Here is a 19,984-nt window from a genome sequence, read left to right as displayed (position 1 = left end):
AGGATGAGGAATAAACCATTTGCCAAAATCCTCCTTATTTCTCAAACTTATTTAGATATATTACAGCCCTTAAACCCTGTTATTTCATGTCTTCAAATAAATCCAACAACGTAGCGCTCCTCACGCTCATTTCAGTATTCTTCTTCTGGGGCTTTGTGGCTGCCAGCAATGATATTCTGATCCCGGTTTTTAAAGAGAAACTAAACCTGGAGCAATGGCAGTCTCAAATGATCTCTTTTGCTTTTTATGTTGCTTATACTGTCGGTTCCATTATCTACTTCTTTGCTTCCAAAGCTTCTGGTGGTGATATTCTTAATCGCATCGGTTATAGAAATGGTATTGCCATCGGGCTTATCATCTCTGCGTTAGGTACCTTATTGTTTTACCCAGCGGCAGAGTCCGCTTCCTTCAATCTCATGATCACTGGACTTTTTGTAGTCGGTCTGGGATTTTCACTACAACAGACAGCTGCCAACCCACTGGCTATTGTCATGGGCGACCCTAAGAAAGGTTCACAACGACTAAGTCTTGCCGGTGGTATTAATAACATGGGTACTACTGTGGGTCCACTCATTGTAAGCTTTGCCATCTTTGGCAGCTTATCAACTACAGGTGTTGCCTCTGTGGCCAGCATTGAAAGTGTAAAAACGCCTTATCTGATATTAGGCGCGGCCTTTATTATTGTTGCTGTCATTTTTAAATTTTCAAACATTCCGAATAAAATTCATGCGGTAACCGATGATGTTAAAGGAAATATTCCTGTTGCAGCGGAAAAATCGAGTGCTTTAAAGTATCCTCAACTATGGATGGGTATGATTGCCATATTCTTGTACGTAGGTGTGGAAGTAGCCACTGCCAGTAACTTACCTGAGTTTATGCAGCAATACCTTAAAACACCAACCGACCGTATTGCTCCTTTTGTATCCTTGTATTGGGCAAGTTTAATGATCGGTCGTTTAACAGGATCGGTAGGCGCCTTTAATATTGGTGACGGTTTTAAAAAAGCGTTACGTTTTATCATGCCATACATCGCTTTCGCCTTCTTCCTGGGTGTTATTAAAATAGCTAATCACGACATCACACCTTTCTATGTTTATGCATTGGTTATCTTAGTCATGATTGTGGGTGACTACATGAGTAAGGGCAATCCTGCCCGTCAATTACTCATCTTCTCTTTAATGGGTATCGCAGCCTTATTTATTGGAATGCTTACTGATGGAATGGTAAGTGTATATGCTTTCATCAGTGTAGGTTTATTCTGCAGCACCTTGTGGCCATGTATATTTACCTTGGCTGTAGCTGGCTTGGGTAAACATACCAACGAAGGCTCAAGCTTCCTGATCATGATGATTATGGGGGGTGGTGTTATCAGCTTATTACAAGGAGTAGTTTCAGATTATTTACTAGGCATTCAATGGAGTTATCTGGTGGGTGTGGCCTGCTTTGCATACCTGGCTTATTACGCCTGGAAGGTCAGTGGTATTTTAAAATCGCAAGGAATAGACTACGATGCAACAACAAGCACTGGTAGCGGGCATTGATATTGGCGGTACCAACGTTGCCCTTGGTCTTGTAAACAGGCAAGGTGAAATCATTTGGAAAGACAGTTTCTCTACGAAACAATTTGATGATTTCACCTTGCTTGTTTCTCATGCTGCAGAAATAATACAAACTGCTGTTCTGCAGTTAAATAATGCTCACTTAATCGGTTGTGGTGTTGGCGCACCCAACGGCAATTATTATTCCGGATCCATTGAATATGCACCAAACCTGGTCTGGAAAGGTATTGTACCCGTTGCAGCTCTTTTTAAGCAAGCACTCCAGGTAAATAGCATTGTTACTAATGATGCCAATGCCGCAGCATTAGGTGAGAAGTTATATGGTGCTGCTCAACCTTTTAATGATTTTATTTTAATCACCCTCGGTACAGGCCTGGGTAGTGGTTTGGTCGTGCAAGGTCAATTAGTATATGGTCATGATGGATTTGCCGGAGAATTAGGACATGTTATTGTTGAGCCTGACGGAAGAGCTTGTGGTTGTGGACGTAAAGGTTGCCTTGAAACGTATTGCTCAGCTACTGGTATTGTTAAAACATACCAGGAGTTAAGCGGTGAACAATCATCATTAAGCGCACATAAAATTTATCAGCTGGCCAGCGAAGGTAATGCAGTGGCCCTAGAGGCTTTTGAATTAACCGCAAAGCGCCTAGGGCTTGCGTTGGCCAATGCAGTAGCATACACCAGTCCGGAAGCTATCATTCTTTTTGGTGGCTTAGTACGGTCCGGAGATTTGTTAATGAAACCTACACGTAAATATTTCGAATCAAATCTGCATAATCTTTACCGAGGAAAAGTAAAACTGCTTACTTCAACACTTCATGAAAGTGATGCTGCCATATTGGGAGCTGCTTCGCTTGTTTGGCAGAATGAAAAATAGTAGCTTCTCTTTGTGTTTTACATCAACGATATTCGTGTATGAAAAAAATTGTTTCATTAGCCTTTTTACTTTGCCTGGGAACATTCGTTTATGCCCAGCAGGGGATTAATATCATTCCGCAGCCTGCTTCTGCTATTCTTCAAGATGGGAGTCTGACTGTTAACCCCGACTTTAAAATCGTTGATCAGGATAATGTATTCTACAATGAAATCAATGTTTTTAATAAGCAATTAAATAAGGCGCTTGGCTTTACGCTCAAAACAATTATAAAATCAAAATCTAAAAAAACAATAAAGCTGGTGTTGGATAATTCAACTGCACACGCTGAAGCCTACACACTTGATATCACGGCAAAGGGAATTATCATTCGCGGAAAAACCGCTGGTGTATTTTATGCATTACAATCCTTGTATCAATTAATAGTTAATAACCATGAATTGGTTACCAATAAAATAACACTACCACTGGTTACTATTAAAGATCAGCCTTCCTTTGAGTGGCGAGGTATGCATTTAGATGTGAGTCGGCATTTTTTCAATAAAGAAGAAGTTATGAAGTATCTTGATTACCTGGCACTTCATAAGCTCAATACCTTTCATTGGCATTTAACGGATGATCAGGGCTGGAGAATTGAAATTAAAAAATATCCATTGCTTACCACAGTCGGATCAAAGCGCAGCGGAACCATTATTGGCCCCTACTCTACCACAGCACCAAGCGATAACATTCCTTATGGCGGTTTTTATACACAAGCCGATATTCGTGAGGTAGTCGCTTATGCAAAAACACTTCACATTACAGTAGTGCCGGAAATAGAAATGCCTGGTCATGCTTTGGCAGCCTTGTCTGCGTATCCTGAACTAGCCTGCACAGATGGTACTTTCCAATCTGCCATTACCTGGGGTGTCTTTGATGATGTGTTCTGTGCGGGTAAGGATGAGACCTTTGCTTTTCTGGAAAATGTATTGGCTGAAGTAGTTGACTTATTTCCTGGTAAGTACATCCATATTGGAGGCGATGAATGTCCTAAAACACGGTGGAAGGAATGCCAGCGTTGTCAGAAAAGAATTACTGCGCATAGTTTAAAAGACGAACATGATCTGCAAAGCTATTTCATAACACGCATTGAAAAATTCGTAAACAGTAAAGGAAGACAGATTATCGGTTGGGACGAAATACTTGAAGGAGGACTTGCCCCCAATGCGTCTGTGATGAGCTGGCGAGGTACAGAGGGTGGTATTGCTGCAGCCCGACTTAAACACCCTGTGGTGATGTCTCCCGGTCAACCTTGCTACTTCGATCATTATCAGGTAAAAGAAAAAGATAAAGAACCCCTGGCCTTTGGCGGTTACAATCCGCTTGAGGCTGTATACGCATATAACCCTATGCCTACTGAACTAAATCAGGAGGAACAACAATATATTCTTGGGGCACAAGCTAATTTATGGACAGAGTATGTACCTGATTTTAAACAAGTAGAGTACATGGCTTTGCCTCGCATGTGTGCGCTGGCTGAAACACTCTGGGCGAATTCAAAGCAAAAAGATTACAATGCTTTTATCCTTCGCTTGCAGAAACATGCTCAGGTATTGGATGTAGAAAAAGCCAACTATGCCAAACATTTTCTGAACCACAAGCCTTAATGAAATGAAGTACTTACTCATTCTGCTTTGTTGCCTGCAGGGGATTACTGCGTTCTGCCAGGTAGAAAAAGTAAGTATTGATCAACATTGGAAATTCAGGCAAGTCGGTAAGCAGGATTGGCTGAATGCAACTGTGCCCGGAACAGTACACACAGATTTACTGACCAATAAAAAAATTGAAGATCCTTTTTTCGAAACTAATGAAGCAGCACTTCAGTGGATTGATACACTTCGTTGGGAATATCAGACTGAATTTAATTATTCATTCAGTGAAGTGCATAGTAAGGTATTCCTCCATTTTGAGGGACTTGACACGTATGCCACCATCTACCTCAACGACTCCCCTATTGGTCTTGCAGATAATATGTTCCGTGCCTGGAAATTTGATGTCACACAACATATAAAAAAAGGTAGCAATACAGTTCGTGTTCTCTTTGAACCAGCCTCACTTCTTGGAAAGGCAGAAGCCAAAAAGCTTACTCATATTTTACCTGGTGATGAAAAAGTATTTACCCGTAAAGCAGCATACCACTATGGTTGGGACTGGGGGCCGCGTTTTGTTACCAGTGGCATCTGGAAACCAGTGAGCCTTGTTATTGAGCATGGCAATATACTTGTTGACCATCATCATTTTTTACTTGCGGAACTTAATGATCAGGAAGCAAAAGGCATCGTTAAGACTACCGTTCGCGCCAGTAAATCCTCTGCCGTTAAAATAACTGTTTTCAATAAAGAGAGTAATATGCTCTTGGGCAGCAGCATTCATTTAATAAACGATGACAGTGTACTGCATACACCCGTAAGCATATACAAACCTGAGCTATGGTGGTGCAATGGTTATGGGCAAGCCAAATTGTACACCCTGAGAATTGAGACGGAAGCATTACAGGAAAAAGCAAAACAGCAACAGGAAATAAAAATAGGTATACGAACCATTGAATTAGTTCAGGAACCAGACAGTGTTGGTAAAAGCTTCTATTTTAAACTGAATGGTCGCCCCATCTTTAGTAAGGGTGCCAATTATATTCCACCAGATAATTTCCTGCCACGTGTAAAAAAAGAAAAGTATCAGGAAATTGTTGAGCGGGCTAAGGCAGCCAATATGAACATGCTGCGTGTGTGGGGTGGTGGCGTTTACGCAGATGATGCTTTCTATGAGGCGTGTGACGAAGCCGGCATTTTAGTCTGGCAGGATTTTATGTTTGCCTGCGCCATGTACCCGGGTGATGATCATTTTATAAATAATGTAAGGCAGGAAGCCATTGAGCAAGTGACCCGTCTGCGGAACCACGCAAGTCTTGCATTGTGGTGTGGTAACAACGAAATCAGTGAAGGCTGGCACAACTGGGGTTGGCAAAAACAATTAGGCTACAGCAAAAGTGATTCTGCTAAAATTTGGAATGACTATTTAAATCTCTTTGAAAAAGTCCTACCAGCCGTAGTAAAACAGTATGACCAACCTACTGTCTACTGGCCATCATCTCCACAACATGGTTGGGGACGTAAGCAAAGTTTATTGGAAGGTGACATCCACTACTGGGGCGTCTGGTGGGGCATGCAACCATTCGTTGTATACAATCAAAAAATCGGGCGATTCATGAGCGAATACGGATTTCAAAGCATGCCCTCCCAACAAGTATTTGCTACTATCACAAATGACAGAAATCTTAGCTTACAGTCTGCTGCCGTAAAACATCATCAAAAACATCCCACCGGTTTTGAAACCATTGCTCATTATGTGAAGCAATCGTATATCCCACCGAAAGAGTTTACTGACTATACCTATGTATCTCAGCTGGTGCAAGCTGACGGTATGAAGGTGGCTATTGAAGCGCATAGAAGAAATCAACCCTATTGTATGGGAAGTTTGTATTGGCAATTAAACGATTGCTGGCCGGTTACATCCTGGAGCAGTGTCGATCACCTTAATATTCCCAAGGCAAGTCATTATGCAATCATGCGGGCTTTCGCACCCAACATTACCTCTATCATTAAAGAAGGAAATGAATATAAAGTTTACCTGGTTAGCGATCATGCTTCAACACTTACTGTAAAGCTGGTTTTGCAAAAATTAAATGGTGAAAAAATATGGGAAGAAACAAGCACTACTAAAACCAAAGCACTCTTTGCTCAGGTAGTGTATCAGCAAGACAGTGCTAATCTATTGCAAAATTATAAGTCGTCAGACCTGGTGCTTATTGCCAGCATATCAGATACTGGAGGCAGGCTGCTTGACAAAAATTACTTTTACTTTGTTGAACCTAAAGATTTAGCTTTAACGAAACCCCAACTCACCTGGTCAATCAACCAGAAGAAAAAAGTCATAACCATTAAAAATGGCAAGGCACTTGCCAAAAACATACAAATTTTGGCCGATCCCGCAATGGAAATCAGTAAAAACTATTTCGATTTAAATGCCGGGGAGTCAATTCGTATTAATTTTACAACACCGTCTTCCGTGCAAAAAATAAAGAAACATCTTCAACTCAAGAGCCTGTATGATACGTATGAACATTAAGCAATATCAATTATTCACGCTCATAATTTTTTTTGTATTTTCCTTGTTGAGCCATACTACCTCAGCACAAAAAAATCTAGCTCAATATGTAAATCCTTACATTGGCACTGGAGGACATGGACATACCTTCCCGGGAGCGACAATGCCTTTCGGTATGGTACAACTTTCGCCTGATACAAGAATTGATGGCAGTTGGGATGGTTGTTCGGGCTACCATTATTCGGATAGCATCATCTATGGTTTTTCACATACACATTTAAGTGGAACAGGAGTAAGTGATTATGGTGACATTATGTTAATGCCAACTTTGGGAAGAGCTAAATATTTTCCCGAGCAATATGCACAGGGTTTCAGTCATAAAAATGAAAAAGCAGAAGCTGGCTACTACAGTGTAGTACTCGACAATAAAGTAAAGGTAGAGTTAACTAGTAGCACCCGCGTTGGTATGCATCAATATACATTCCCTAAAACAGATAGTGCCAACCTTGTGTTCGATCTTATGCACCGTGACTTGTGTACAGAAACACTCTTGGTCGTACAAAGCAATTCCCGTCTGGTCGGTTATAGAAAGAGTAAGGCTTGGGCCACGGATCAATACATTGCTTTTGTCATGGAATTTTCCAGACCCTTTGAAGACTTTACAGTCGCCAATCAAAAAGGAATAACCACTACAGAAAGAAGTATTTCAGATCCTCATGCCAAGCTTAACTTTCGTTTTATTAGCGATGGTAAACCTATTGTAGTAAAAGTGGCCCTCTCCCCCGTTGGCCCTGATGGTGCGCAGAAAAATCTGGAAGCCGAATTACCTCACTGGAGTTTTAAAACAGTTCGCCAAAATGCACAGATCAGCTGGAATCTGGAGTTAAATAAAATTGTGGTGGAGAGTGAAAACAGAAATGACTTAGTTAAATTTTATTCAGCACTCTATCATGTAATGATACACCCTAACGTAGCCAGCGATGTGGATGGACGTTACCGTGGCATGGATAAGAAGATTTACAAGGCAGAGAATTACACACATTACTCCATATTTTCATTATGGGATACCTTCCGTGCTTTACACCCATTGCTCAGTCTTATCGACCGTGAACGTACTCGCAGCTTTGTGCATACATTTTTAAATATGTATGAACAAGGCGGGCGTTTACCTGTATGGGAACTGGCCAGCAATGAAACGGATTGTATGATTGGCTACCACAGTGTAAGCATTATTAATGATGCTGCGAGCAAGGGTATCACTGACTTCGATCAGAAACTAGCATTAGAGGCTATGGTAAAAAGTGCTACATGGTCTCACTTAGGTTTACCTGCCTACATGGCCAATGGTGTTATCAGCATAGATGATGAACATGAATCTGTTTCTAAGACATTAGAGTATGCATATGACGACTGGTGCATAGCGCAGTTCGCAAAACAATTAGGCAATGATGAAATCCATCAAAAATTTCTGCAACGCTCACTCAATTATAAAAATACCTTAGATCCGGAAACAGGTTTAATGCGTCCGCGTAAAAATGGCGGTTGGCTATCTCCCTTTGAGCCACGGGAAGTTAATAATCATTTTACCGAAGCCAATTCATGGCAGTACTCATTCTTTGTACCGCACGATGTCAGCGGACATATTACAATGCTGGGTGGTACCGATCGTTTCGAAGCACAACTCGATAAATTATTTACAGAAAGTAGTCAGACCACCGGACGTGATCAGGCTGACATAACAGGTTTGATTGGTCAGTATGCGCATGGAAATGAACCCAGTCATCACATGGCCTATTTATACAATTACATAGGTAAACCAGAAAAAACACAAGAGCGTATCAGACAAATCTTAACGGAACTCTATCACAACGCACCCGATGGCCTTTCCGGTAATGAAGATTGCGGACAGATGAGTGCCTGGTTTGTTTTAAGTAGTTTAGGCATCTATCAAGTGACACCTGGCCAGCCAGATTTCACCTTTGGTTATCCACTCTTCGATAAAAGCACGATCAAGTTTGAAGATGGTGCCGTGCTTGTTATTAACAGACAAAGAACAAACGAACAAGATCAATACATTCAACAAGTAAGTCTCAATAATCAGGCGTACGCGAAGAGCTACATCAGTTACAAACAATTGCTGGACGGTGGTAACCTGAGTTTTAAAATGAGTAACAAAGCTTCATCTGATTTCGGCAAGCGTAAACAAGATATGCCTGCTACCGAAGTAAAAATAAAAGATTGGGTAAGTCTGCCAGTGATTGATGCTCCCGGCAAAAGCTTTAAAGAAAGTATACAAGTAAAAATTAGTGCCGCACCTGATTGTAAAATTTACTATACCACAGACGGTTCGCAGCCCAACCTTCAGTCTATGCGTTACCAAAAAGCCGTGGAACTAACCAAGACAACTTCATTAAGGGCTATCGCTGTTAATGAATCAAATGTAATCAGTGGTATTGTTAAGGCTGACTTCTATAAAATGCCTCCGAATAGAAAAGTCGAAATCAAATCCACTTATAGTGCACAGTACTCAGCCGGTGGCGATGAGGGCATTATTGATGGTATCCGTGGTGATGTAAACTGGCGCAAAGGCGAATGGCAGGGCTATCAGAAGCAAAATTTTGAAGCCATTGTTGACTTGGGCAAATCACAAAAAATAAACGAAGTGGGTGCAGGCTTTCTGCAAGACACCCGTGCCTGGATTTTAATGCCGACCCTGGTTGAGTTCTTTATTTCTGCTGATGGAAAAAATTTCAAGAAAATAGCTGAAGTGAAAAATACCATTGCTGCTGACGACTACAAAGAGCAAACAAAGGATTTTAGTGCCATGGTATCGAAAGCAAAAGGTCGTTATGTAAAAATTATTGCACACAACTATGGTAAGCTACCAGCCTGGCATCAAGGTTATTCGTTTTCTGGTGATGCCTATATTTTTACAGATGAGGTTTGGGTTAAATGAATGAGCCCTTACGCCTCGCATCGTCTCCGAAGGGACGATGCAGTTTCATACTGGAATCTTCAATTCACCCATTACTAGATTCTCAAGAATACAGATTGTTAAGGAAACATAGTACAATATTTTAAGCTCCTCGTCCCCTTTGGGAGACAAGGAGCGGACAAGGGTTTACAGGCTAACCTGACTACGCCTTGCATCGTCTCCGAAGGAGCGATGCAGTTTCATACTGGAATCTTCAATTCACCCATTACTAGATTCTCAAGAATACAGATTGTTAAGGAAACATAGTACAATATTTTAAGCTCCTCGTCCCCTTTGGGAGACAAGGAGCGAACAAGGGTTTACAAGCTAACCCGACTACGCCTCGCATCGTCTCCGAAGGGAGGATGCAGTTTCATCCTGGAATCTTCAATTCACCCATTACTAGATTCTCAAGAATACAGATTGTTAAGTAAGCATAGTACAATATTTTAAGCTCCTCGTCCCCTTCGGGAGACAAGGAGCGGACAAGGGTTTACAAGCTAACCTGACTACGCCTCGCATCGTCTCCGAAGGGACGATGCAGTTTTGCAGTAGCCCACTTCAATTACCCCTGGTATTCTAGCACTCAATGTGGCAAGTATCTAGTTTGGGCCAATACATCGAATTAAAATTCATTCAATTCTCGCATTGCTTCCGAAGGAGCAATATTATTATGCCAGCCTAGTTAATAAACTTTTAAAGATTATTCTCAATGATGATATCGTATTGGTTCAAGAGACCCGGCAAACCTGAAAGAGAGAATTTTGCTTTTTTGATACGGTTATTGGTCGGATCAATCGAATACTGATAGGCCGATGTGAAATCAACTTTTTCCAGTATTGTGTTTTCAAATAACGTTTTAGTGAGGTCACAATTTTCAAAAATAGCCCCTGTCAAATCACTCTCAGTAAAATCACATTCCTGAATCTTGCATTCTTTAAAAATTGTCCTTTTAATTTTAAGCTTATTAAAAGAAGTGTGATTAAGCTGACAATTTTCAAAAGAAAAAGAAAGTCCAAACTCATTACAATTTTCGAAATGCAAGCCTAGTAGCTTGCATTCTTTAAAGGACACATCCTGAATAGCTGTTTTATTCAATTTAACAAGGCTCAAATTACAAGCAGTAAAGACACAATCCGTAAATCGGCAAGTAGACAAATCGGCCTTAGAAAAATCACATTGATTGAAAATACACTTTTCATACTCACCTTTCTCAAAGAGTTCAGTTTGAAAATTGATTTTATCAAAAGCCTGATCTTCTATATTATTCATCATTTTACTAGTAGCATATTTCAACATTTACAATTTTCAATGATTCTCTCCGAAATATGAAATTACTATATTTTGATCAAATTCATTCTTAGGTTCTATACCAATAAAATACTTTGTTTGCCAGCTTTGTGTGTTGGCAGCCTGCTTACTGGTAACAACAACCCAGGGAGGATAAACACGTATGCCGCGCGCGTCAGGAGTACAGCACTTTGCCACTCTATTTTTCTTAATTACTACTGACGCTGAGAAGATCAGGGCTGTGTGACTGGTCATTCATCCGCACAAGGCTTTACTGTGTCTATCCTATACAGACTGCTCTGGTTTTTGCGCAACTCAATTAAAGAAAGAGCTTGATTGATACTACTAAAAAGCCGAAATAGTTTAATTCTTTAATAGGTAGTTGTAAGAATTACTTTTGAAGGATTTAAAAGATAAGTAATGATAGCTCTAATGATTATTTTTTTAAAATAGAATCAATATAACTTCTGTCGTATAGTTTTCCATTAGCAATCACTGTAGTTACCTTAGTTGTATTTTTTATATCCTCCAGGGGATTTGCTTCTAATAGAACCAAATCTGCTAGTTTTCCTATTTGGATTGTACCAATCGAATCGGACATTTTAAGAAATTTTGCCGGAATAAGCGTTGCTGAACGTAATGCTTCAACAGGTGTCATTCCACACTCAACATATAAAGCCATTTCATCATGTAAACTGAAGCCAGGGAATGCGTAGGGATTATCTGCATCAGTACCTGCCATGATAGGAACTTTTTCTGAAATCAGGATTCTCATTATTTCTTGTTCTATCTGCCAACGCCTTCTTTTATTCTCCCAGTCAATCGCTGTATTATTGTTTATATCATATTCAGTTGTCTCTTTCCAGTAGGTCAGTGTTTCCGCAGACATGTAGTCTAATCTACTATCATTTGTGAATGATGTATCATTTGTAAAATACTCGCCCCGCAATGTTACAAGTGTTGGTACAACATATGTATTATTCTTTTTTAACGTTTTCGCGATAGTTCTCATTTTCTCATTGGAGAAATGATTTAAAACAAGAGAATGAAAAAGAAGTGAAGCGCTTTTCCGCTCTTTCTTGTTTCCTTCTTCGAAAGCCTTTACAGATCGTTGCATCAATGCCATGGCTGAATCACTCTTTGAGCAAGCCTCCATTAAAAACCCATATAAATGTTCCATGGAAGCCATGCCAGCTTTAGAGGCATCGGTTAGCCAAACGGTATGAGGTACATGTCCTGCAAATGTGATTCTCTTTTCTTCGCATCGTTTAGCGATGGCGTAAAACACGTCAGGCGTCAAAAAACTATAGACCTTAATAAAATCTGTTTTACCATTTACTAATGAATCTACAATTTGTATGGCCCTGTTTTCACTTTCCACTGCAATGGCGCCAGGCCAAAAAGGTTGTTTACCATCGAGTATATGTCCAGCGGCAACAAAACGAAAATAAGGCAAGCTGTCATTTTCAATTTGGGACCTCACAAAATTCGCTGTATTACGGTCGCCCCACATTTCCCGAAATCCTGTAATGCCATTTGCTCTTAATAGCGGCATTTGTGATGCATACCATTTATCTCTCATCATATGCGCGTGCATATCCCAGAAGCCAGGAACAAGAAATTGATTGGCACCATTAATCAAAATCTTTGATATAACATTCTCACTGCCATGATCAAAGATGTTTGTTAATTTATTGCCAGTAATTACTACATCCTGATTGGCAATAATAATACCTGCCTCTACATCTACAACATTTACATTTTCAATTAAAATGTCACCCGTAGTACTTTGTTTACAAGAAAGTAGGACCAGGAAAAGTAGTATGCCACAAAAAAGTCTGCTCATCTCGTAAAGGTTTAATACTTGCCAGTCGAGTCATCTCAAGGAGTTGTTCCCTCAGGTTCTCACAAAGCGTAAGCCGATATATCCGGAATGCATCTCTTCATACGGCTCCATCTGTTTAATCACTAAGGTAAGCAATCTGAAAACCAGTACAAACCTAAGGATGTACCAATTTCCAGAGCACGGCTAAGCCTGATGTTGGGCAACATTTTTTTCTGAAGCCCTCGGATTGCTGCACAAGTGCATAAGTCTTTCTCTCATTTTACCCACTTTGTCACTGTCGACTGTAAAAAATAAGGGGGCTTACTTATAATTTAAGTATCAGCCCCGACTTATCAACTAAAAGGCATTTGTCGTTGTTTATTTTTTCATTAGTCCGTCAATAGAGAATTTACCACTTCCATTAATTAAAGTTGTAATACAAAGTCCTATCACTAGCAAATGATACTCATAACCTTCCCCTTTTTGGTTACCAAACCAATTCATAAAAAAGCCATTGTCAATGTGTGAACTGAAGATAATACCTACCATTAAAATTATTGACAGTGCGCTCCATATTCTACTTGAAAATCCCATGATTAATGAAATAGAACCAAAAAATTCAATAATAATTACTAAAAAAGCAATCAACCAAGGCAAATGCATTGTAGAAGTAAAGAAATTCATTGTGCCTGAAAAACCATATCCGCCAAATAGCCCAAACATTTTTTGAGCACCGTGGGGAAAAAGTATGATTCCGATAGTAAGTCGATTTACAAAACCAACCCAGTCGTTATTCGTCTTAAATAAAATAGATTTCATATTAAGCTAAATTAGTTGCCGTAAAAAAATTGTTCCTTTACAATTAAACCCTCTTGCCAATGCTGAACTGACACTTGAGTGTAGTTGCGAACTCCCCACTCTCGATGCGTGTAGTCATACTTCCAAATGACAAAACTTACATTATTGCTTTCTGCAATTGCCAAGACATTAGCGCTTCTGAATTCTGTGATATTACTAAAGAAAGATTGTTCTCTTATTCGGTTAGCTTGCTTTCCAATTGTCGGGACTTGGTCATTTTCCTGCATTACCACATCTTGATGGTAAAACTGTTCAAAGGCTTGTAAAGCTTTGCCCTCTAATACCAACTGATTTAATTCTTCCAATTTTTTTTTGATTGTTTCCATGTGCTTGTTTTGATTTTACAGCACAAAGAAGCAGGATGGCGGAATGGAAAAAATTAAACTACTTTAATAAATCACTTTTGACTAAGCTTTCGCCTAATCATACTTAAAAAAACGGGCGTAATCCCCAGATAGGCAGCAAGTTGTTTTTGAGGAATTCGCTGTTCAAAGAGCGGATATTTCTTAACAAATTCAAGATAACGCTCCTCTGCTGTATACGAGAGATTTTGGTTGATTCGATTCTGTTGGGCAATAAATGCATTTTGAATAATTAGCCTGAAGAATCTTTCAAATTTCGGTACTCTTTCATACAAAATATCTAGGTTATGCTTTGTAATTTGTATGACTTCTGTTTCTTCTATTGCGTCAATGAAAAATTGTGCAGGTGTTTCAGTTAGAAAACTATAAAGGTCACCGACCCACCAGTCTTCAATACCAAACATGACGATATGTTCAAAGCCATTACCATCTATTGTGTAAGTTCTCAAGCAACCTTTGATAATAAAATTCTCTGTTTTGCAAATTTCACCTTGCTTTAGCAAATAGTCCTTTTTATTTATAGACTTTTTTTGCAGTAATGATTTAAAGAAATCAGCTTCGGTTTTATCAAGTTGAACATGCTTGGCAACATTATGAAGTATACGATCAAATTCCATAGCTTATTCTAATCAACATTCAAATTTGCTTTTACGATTAAATGACCCTTGATCAAATTGTCCGCTTATAAGTCATTGTTCACGAGCTGGTACAATTGGCCACAACGTTCGTGTATGTGCAGTTTAAGTTTTCCTTTAAAAATAATTAATAAAATTTAAACTGCACAGGCACATTGTTGTAAGGCCTGTTTCTTCTCCTCACTTAAATAAGGAGTCAAATTCTCCGTCCCTTGTTTTCCTTGTCATTTGTCTTTGTCTCCCTTCTTTGTCTTTGAATTCAACAACGACAAAACCCGATTTCCAATAACGCAGATGAAAGTCGTCCTGAGTCACATAAAGGTCAGCCATTGCATAACTTACTGGAGACGATTTCCATTTATCCAGATTCTTACCTCCCCAAAGAATCAAATCTCTAAATTTTTGATCCTCCTTTGCGATTGTCAACCTTGGTGTATAGAAACTTGATATTGAGTCAGTCCTGTCGTAAATTTTTAATTGAATCGGTCGGGATGAGACTATGTAGTCGTTAATGTTGATTTGTCCGCTGCAACTAATGATGACCAATGTAGTCAGTAGTATTATTACCCCAGTTATAGTTCTCATCTGTATTTGAAACATGTCTTACTACGTCCGACTATATTCAACTATTGAATATATTTCCAATATCTGGAGCCCCGGCTGTGGTATATAGCCTCTAATATCGGGAGCTTTTATAAAGTTCTGAAAGGAAAGTTGTTAAATATCAATCCTTATCCAATCATTTATCACATTTTTAAGCGGGCATCAGTAGAATATCAGGCCGTCAATAATCTTCGTTTACTTCGGATAGGTCTTCAACCTAAGTGCTTCGGCCATACGTAAGCTATGGCTCAGGGCTTCTGCATTCGACCAGCTATTATGGCCGGGAATGATGTATTGGGGGTTTTTACATTTTCGCTGCACGTTTTTCAGTGTAGTGGCATAGTCTTTAATACTTGCATCCGCTAAATTACCGAGGGTATTGTCCTCCATGCTTTTGATTAAGCAACCACCGTACAGGATCTTTTCTTTCTCAAACCAAAGCACAATGTTATCGGGTGTATGACCATGCCCTGGGTAAAATACCTGAAAGGAATATTGGCCGACCGTAAACACCGTATCCTTCTCAATTAAGAATTCGGCTCTTTTCATTCCTCTTTTTATACTGAGCTCGTCTGTCCGTCTGGTGGTATAGGTTTTTATCCCTTTACTTCTATAAAATTCAAGCCCTCCTGTTCTGTCTTCATGAAAGTGAGAAGCAATACACATGACCACCGTTTTATTATGCTTTACTTTTATGCTGTCCAGCAAGGGCTGAAACTGGGTGGTATCCCAGGGGGAGTCGATCATAACCACCCCCCTATCGGTTAAAAAATAAAGTCCATTAGCCGATATCCGACTTCCCTGATAATAACTGTAAGTAGTGTATACATAAAAGTTTTCCGCTAAACGGGATATTTCAAGTTTACTGGTGTTGTCTTGTCCAAAAGCGTTTACACTAAAAAAGAAGTAAAACAGGATGGCGGCCAGTGGCTTCATGGCCTTGTTTAGTATAATCTTCATCGTATTTTTTCTAGCCATGTTCGTTAACTTAATTCGTTATGAATAGCATCAGTTTTGTTACCTGTTGCAAGCTCAAGATTACAAAATAGTTAATTGATTATTGAAGTCTGGCAGCCAAATTCTTCCGTTTTTCGATTCAAGATCATGTTAAGAATTACCATTCACCAGCCTGTTATAGGCTTCAATAAAACCATGTACTTGTTGTAAGGTTTCTGTATCTGTCAAATCCCCTTGCTTATCAAATTTCCCACTGATACCCTGAATCAGTAAAGTAGTCTCATGGGTAAAATTAGCCATGGCTGTTTGCATGATCAGCTGTAATGCTTCGTGCCCTTTTTGCCCATGTGCTGATGCAGTAATCAGCCCTGTTGGTTTGTCCATAAAAACAGTAGTTGCTATACACCATTCAATGGCATTCTTCAATCCACTCGGAATACTAAAAATATATTCTGGCGTACAAATTATTATTCCATCTGCTTGCTCAATGGCTTTTCTGAAATCGATAATCGCTAAGGGTGGATTATCCGTAGAAAGTTTTGGATCAAAATGTGGCAGACTTTTCAGATCGTTAAAAATGATTAGGTCAAAATACGCATGACTTACTATCTTGATATGCTCAATAAGTTTGTGATTTGCTGAATCTGCACTGGCACTACCAACGATGGCTAATACTTTTTTCTTATTTGTCATCCTACTTGTTGTTAACCCACATCCGGTAGCAGCAAGTTACAAAACAGTGTGATTTGGTAGATATAATTAGTAGTTAAAGATCTTGTTTTTGTAATTTACTGGCAGTAAAACAGATTTGCCCAAAAAAATACACTTGCTCTTCTTGACACATCTTTTCACAATGAAATCTAAAGATTCATTCCACAACAAACCAGATCAAAATTTAAACATCCATAAGTAGTACGACCTGGTTTAGGGCTTTTCTAATTAGTTGAGTGCAAGCCGAGTTTATTGCCTTCTGTATCGATGAAGAGTGCGAAGAAACCCATCTCAGGACTGATTTCAGTTTTAGGCACTATTACCTGTCCACCACTCTTTTCAACTTTCTCCAGCATCACCTGCAAATCTTTACCTGCATTTAGGTAAAGAACAGCGCCTTCTGTGGTAGGCTTATAATCACCTCCTTTTACTAACACCACATTAACCGTTCCTACATCATTGGGTATAACACCCATCTGTGTATCACCCATTTCCACTGCTTCAATGCTGACGTTTAAAATGCTTTGATAAAATTTGGTGGCTCTTCCTAAATCCGTTACTGGAATCTCCACAATCGACACTAAATTATTCATAGGACTATCTGTTTTAGCTAGCTCTGTTACACTTGCTTTTTGTTCGTTCGATGGTGTCTGATTTGTGCAAGCCATAAAGCTCAATCCAAAAAACACGACCATGCTGATAATCAATTTTTTCATTAGCTTCTAATTTAAATTATGCAGGCAATTTACTGTAAGGTAAAATGCTTTAATTGTACAAATGCGACAAGCTTAGTCTTTTTTATAAATCAGGGAAGAAAGCAGCATATTTTTATCCTCTAAAAATGCTGTCGGGTTGGTTCCTGTAAATTCCTTAAAATCTCTGATGAAGTGCGCCTGGTCATAATACTCACTCTCGTAAGCAATACTGGAAAGTTTCGCTGACTTTTCGCCTAACAACATTTTCAGGGCCGCCTGTAACCTGATTACTTTACCCAATTGTTTGGGACTTAGCCCTATTTGTTTAGCAAACTTGCGCTCCAGCTGTCGTCTTTTGGATGAATCGCTGTTGAGTATGCTGTTGATCGATTTGTTCCCCCTTGTGGAAACAAGGGCATCAATAGTTGTTTTCACAATTTTATCAATCGTGATTTTACTATTGAGTGCACTTAATAAAAAATCCTCTACAATCGCTATTCGTTCTTTTGTATCGTGGGCTTCCACTATTTTTTGTTCCAGTGCCATAGCTATTGGCTCGCCAAATAGTTCTGCAAGTGCTGTTTCCTTATCAGACAAGGCATTGATAGGCGTATCTACGAAATTAGCAAAACCATAAGGGTAAAAGCGAATGGCAAAGGTGTTGACATAACCTGTGGGTTGAATAAAAAAAGGCTCAATGATTTGTCCGATCACCATAGCGCGTGGCTGTAGAATAAAATCAGTCTCTGATGTGTAGCGTTTGATGTCATCGCCCAGTACAAAAGCCATTTCAATGCAACCATCAGAAATTATTCTTTGCTTTGGCGCCTCAATTTCTGCTGGTACCTCTAATGTCCAATGACACTTGACTAGCGCTTGTAAGTCTGGATGAGGTTGAAATGTTTGATAGTTCATTGATTAGCTATCAATTTAAATCATAAATATAATTGAAGGAGATGTATCTTTAATGGCAAATTTTAATTGATAATCAAATTATTCACCTGCGGTCGGTGTTTTCACCGACCGCATTCACCTTTACAGTGTGTGTTTTATCAGATCATTGCAAAACTTGTTAAGTAGGCGGTCGGTGATAACACTGACCACAGGTAAATGACACAAGTGAGACACTCCCACCTGTAGGGGATTACCAACACAACACTAGTCATATAACCTCTTTACTGGTTTATCCCTTATTACTAATCGATATTACTTAAAATTGCAGAGAAGAACTCCCCCACGCCCTCCAGAATACTGTCTGTTAATTCACCAATATCCAGCCAGGAGGCATCCAGGTCAATGTCAGGTAAGTCTGTCAAATGAATTGAATCTGTTAGCGAAATACCTTCTAACATTTCAGCTTTCATTGTGGTATAATCACAAAGCTCGCCAGCCTCTTCATGGTAATTATCGAAGTCAGTATGCGATGAGTAGGTACTCATGCCCCAACAACTAAAGTCATAATGACTCCATTGACTCTTCTTGTGTGCCTTCTTTACTTCCTCTGGCTTGTAATACTTCTTTTTTCCATAATCTGTTAACAGAATTTTGCCAAGATCAGCAATATACTTTCTCTTATCTTCAGGCGCTGATGGGCAAACGAAATTTAAATTACTCATGCGTATTTGATACTTATACTCGAAAGGCGTAAACGTCTCGTTTGTGCTGCTATTTAAACAATACAATTTAATTCAACTGCATTTCCTTGGACATTTATATTGAATTATGAGCTTCCTAATGAATTATAACTATATGTGATGGCACAAGCGTAACGCTTGCGCCTGTTGGGGAAACAAATGTTATTTCCTACATTTAATCATTGGAGATGAGAATCAACGAAATAAATTGAAATCCATTAATAATTATCTGGCAATGGAGCATTAGTTTTTGAAGGAAATATTTAATAGTCGTATCCATGTTGTGGGTAAATAATCAAATAAGCACTATAGTTTTATTCTTTTTACTTACGTTTCTCCAGCTTACCTGCATGACCAAACAGGGACAAGTTCCACCTGATTTTAATTTGCAAATAAGACTTATCCCTGCAGGACCGGGAGACTTTGGCTACTCCAAAGAGCTCAGGCGAAAGGGCGATTCCTCCGAAATGATTTTGTTCGAACTGGTACAATACTCAGAAGTTGAGAACTTCACTATCGCTGTCAATCATGCAGACGTTCTCAGGCTTTACCAGGAGATTGTAGACCAAAAGATCATGAAGATGAAGGAAGAATATGCAAACGAACATATACTTGATGGAGGAACCACTAAAATTCAAATAAAAATGAATGGTGAGACAAAGCAGCTTTCGCTTCTCAACATAAAACCGCCACAGCTTAAGGGCTTTTTTGCTATCATCAATGAAATAGAAGCAAAAAAATGAGTGATACACCTAGCCTGTAAAAAATTAACCCGCCATTCTCTGGTATTACTGGTGGTGAGATCATTAAATACAATCAAGCGATCGCACAGTAAAACAATGTTATTAAGGGGCCGAAACAGTT

The 19,984-nt window shown here is 39.3% G+C and carries 18 protein-coding genes; 6 read left to right on the top strand and 12 right to left on the bottom strand.

Annotated elements, in window-relative coordinates:
* The first annotated feature begins 86 nt into the window (after positions 1-86).
* The 5 genes from ACO1XM_RS16015 to ACO1XM_RS15995 are packed head-to-tail and all read left to right on the top strand — an operon-like array spanning position 87 to position 9,532.
* Complete coding sequence (locus tag ACO1XM_RS16015; RefSeq protein ID WP_486230799.1) at positions 87-1,541, top strand: MFS transporter; 1,455 nt, start codon at positions 87-89, stop codon at positions 1,539-1,541.
* Positions 1,510-2,436, top strand: coding sequence for an ROK family protein (locus ACO1XM_RS16010; protein WP_486230797.1), 927 nt, complete (start codon positions 1,510-1,512; stop codon positions 2,434-2,436). Before ACO1XM_RS16015 ends, ACO1XM_RS16010 begins: the two co-directional genes overlap by 32 nt.
* A gap of 38 nt (positions 2,437-2,474) precedes the next feature.
* Positions 2,475-4,079 carry a beta-N-acetylhexosaminidase gene (locus ACO1XM_RS16005; RefSeq protein ID WP_486230795.1) on the top strand — a complete coding sequence of 535 codons (1,605 nt, stop codon included), beginning with the start codon at positions 2,475-2,477 and terminating at the stop codon, positions 4,077-4,079.
* Between the two features lie 4 nt (positions 4,080-4,083).
* Positions 4,084-6,597 carry a beta-mannosidase gene (locus ACO1XM_RS16000; protein ID WP_486230793.1) on the top strand — a complete coding sequence of 838 codons (2,514 nt, stop codon included), beginning with the start codon at positions 4,084-4,086 and terminating at the stop codon, positions 6,595-6,597.
* Entirely contained in the window at positions 6,578-9,532 is a 2,955-nt protein-coding gene (locus ACO1XM_RS15995) for a GH92 family glycosyl hydrolase (protein WP_486230790.1), read from the top strand. Before ACO1XM_RS16000 ends, ACO1XM_RS15995 begins: the two co-directional genes overlap by 20 nt.
* A gap of 714 nt (positions 9,533-10,246) precedes the next feature.
* Here the strand turns inward: ACO1XM_RS15995 and ACO1XM_RS15990 are convergent.
* From ACO1XM_RS15990 to ACO1XM_RS15935, 12 genes are all read right to left on the bottom strand, one after another.
* Positions 10,247-10,822 carry a pentapeptide repeat-containing protein gene (locus tag ACO1XM_RS15990; protein WP_486230788.1) on the bottom strand — a complete coding sequence of 192 codons (576 nt, stop codon included), beginning with the start codon at positions 10,820-10,822 and terminating at the stop codon, positions 10,247-10,249.
* 36 nt (positions 10,823-10,858) lie between these two features.
* On the bottom strand, positions 10,859-11,095 hold the full coding sequence (locus ACO1XM_RS15985) for a MepB family protein (RefSeq protein ID WP_486230786.1): 237 nt from the start codon (positions 11,093-11,095) through the stop codon (positions 10,859-10,861).
* Between the two features lie 181 nt (positions 11,096-11,276).
* Positions 11,277-12,686, bottom strand: a complete 1,410-nt coding sequence (locus tag ACO1XM_RS15980; protein WP_486230784.1) for an amidohydrolase family protein — start codon at positions 12,684-12,686, stop codon at positions 11,277-11,279.
* Between the two features lie 357 nt (positions 12,687-13,043).
* The gene (locus ACO1XM_RS15975; protein WP_486230782.1) at positions 13,044-13,484 is read right to left on the bottom strand and encodes a DoxX family protein; all 441 of its coding nucleotides are present in this window, start codon (positions 13,482-13,484) and stop codon (positions 13,044-13,046) included.
* An 11-nt stretch (positions 13,485-13,495) separates the two neighbouring features.
* Positions 13,496-13,849, bottom strand: a complete 354-nt coding sequence (locus tag ACO1XM_RS15970) for a SnoaL-like domain-containing protein (protein ID WP_486230780.1) — start codon at positions 13,847-13,849, stop codon at positions 13,496-13,498.
* Between the two features lie 71 nt (positions 13,850-13,920).
* Positions 13,921-14,502 carry a Crp/Fnr family transcriptional regulator gene (locus tag ACO1XM_RS15965; RefSeq protein ID WP_486230778.1) on the bottom strand — a complete coding sequence of 194 codons (582 nt, stop codon included), beginning with the start codon at positions 14,500-14,502 and terminating at the stop codon, positions 13,921-13,923.
* A 198-nt stretch (positions 14,503-14,700) separates the two neighbouring features.
* A complete protein-coding gene (locus ACO1XM_RS15960) occupies positions 14,701-15,105 on the bottom strand; it encodes a hypothetical protein (RefSeq protein ID WP_486230776.1) in 405 nt (134 codons plus the stop codon).
* A gap of 213 nt (positions 15,106-15,318) precedes the next feature.
* On the bottom strand, positions 15,319-16,059 hold the full coding sequence (gene bla / locus ACO1XM_RS15955; RefSeq protein ID WP_486230863.1) for a BlaB/IND/MUS family subclass B1 metallo-beta-lactamase: 741 nt from the start codon (positions 16,057-16,059) through the stop codon (positions 15,319-15,321).
* A gap of 171 nt (positions 16,060-16,230) precedes the next feature.
* The gene (locus ACO1XM_RS15950) at positions 16,231-16,773 is read right to left on the bottom strand and encodes an NADPH-dependent FMN reductase (RefSeq protein WP_486230774.1); all 543 of its coding nucleotides are present in this window, start codon (positions 16,771-16,773) and stop codon (positions 16,231-16,233) included.
* Positions 16,774-17,015: 242 nt separating this feature from the next.
* On the bottom strand, positions 17,016-17,507 hold the full coding sequence (locus ACO1XM_RS15945; RefSeq protein WP_486230772.1) for a VOC family protein: 492 nt from the start codon (positions 17,505-17,507) through the stop codon (positions 17,016-17,018).
* Between the two features lie 72 nt (positions 17,508-17,579).
* On the bottom strand, positions 17,580-18,401 hold the full coding sequence (locus ACO1XM_RS15940) for an AraC family transcriptional regulator (protein WP_486230770.1): 822 nt from the start codon (positions 18,399-18,401) through the stop codon (positions 17,580-17,582).
* A 281-nt stretch (positions 18,402-18,682) separates the two neighbouring features.
* Entirely contained in the window at positions 18,683-19,102 is a 420-nt protein-coding gene (locus tag ACO1XM_RS15935; RefSeq protein ID WP_486230768.1) for a hypothetical protein, read from the bottom strand.
* Positions 19,103-19,470: 368 nt separating this feature from the next.
* Here ACO1XM_RS15935 and ACO1XM_RS15930 point away from each other — a divergent pair, with 368 nt between their 5' ends.
* Positions 19,471-19,863 carry a hypothetical protein gene (locus tag ACO1XM_RS15930; RefSeq protein ID WP_486230766.1) on the top strand — a complete coding sequence of 131 codons (393 nt, stop codon included), beginning with the start codon at positions 19,471-19,473 and terminating at the stop codon, positions 19,861-19,863.
* The last annotated feature ends 121 nt before the right edge of the window (positions 19,864-19,984 follow it).

It is taken from the genome of Chryseotalea sp. (assembly GCF_057350905.1).
The sequence above is the reverse complement of the archived record's forward strand: the minus strand, read 5'-3'. Positions and strand labels throughout refer to the sequence as shown.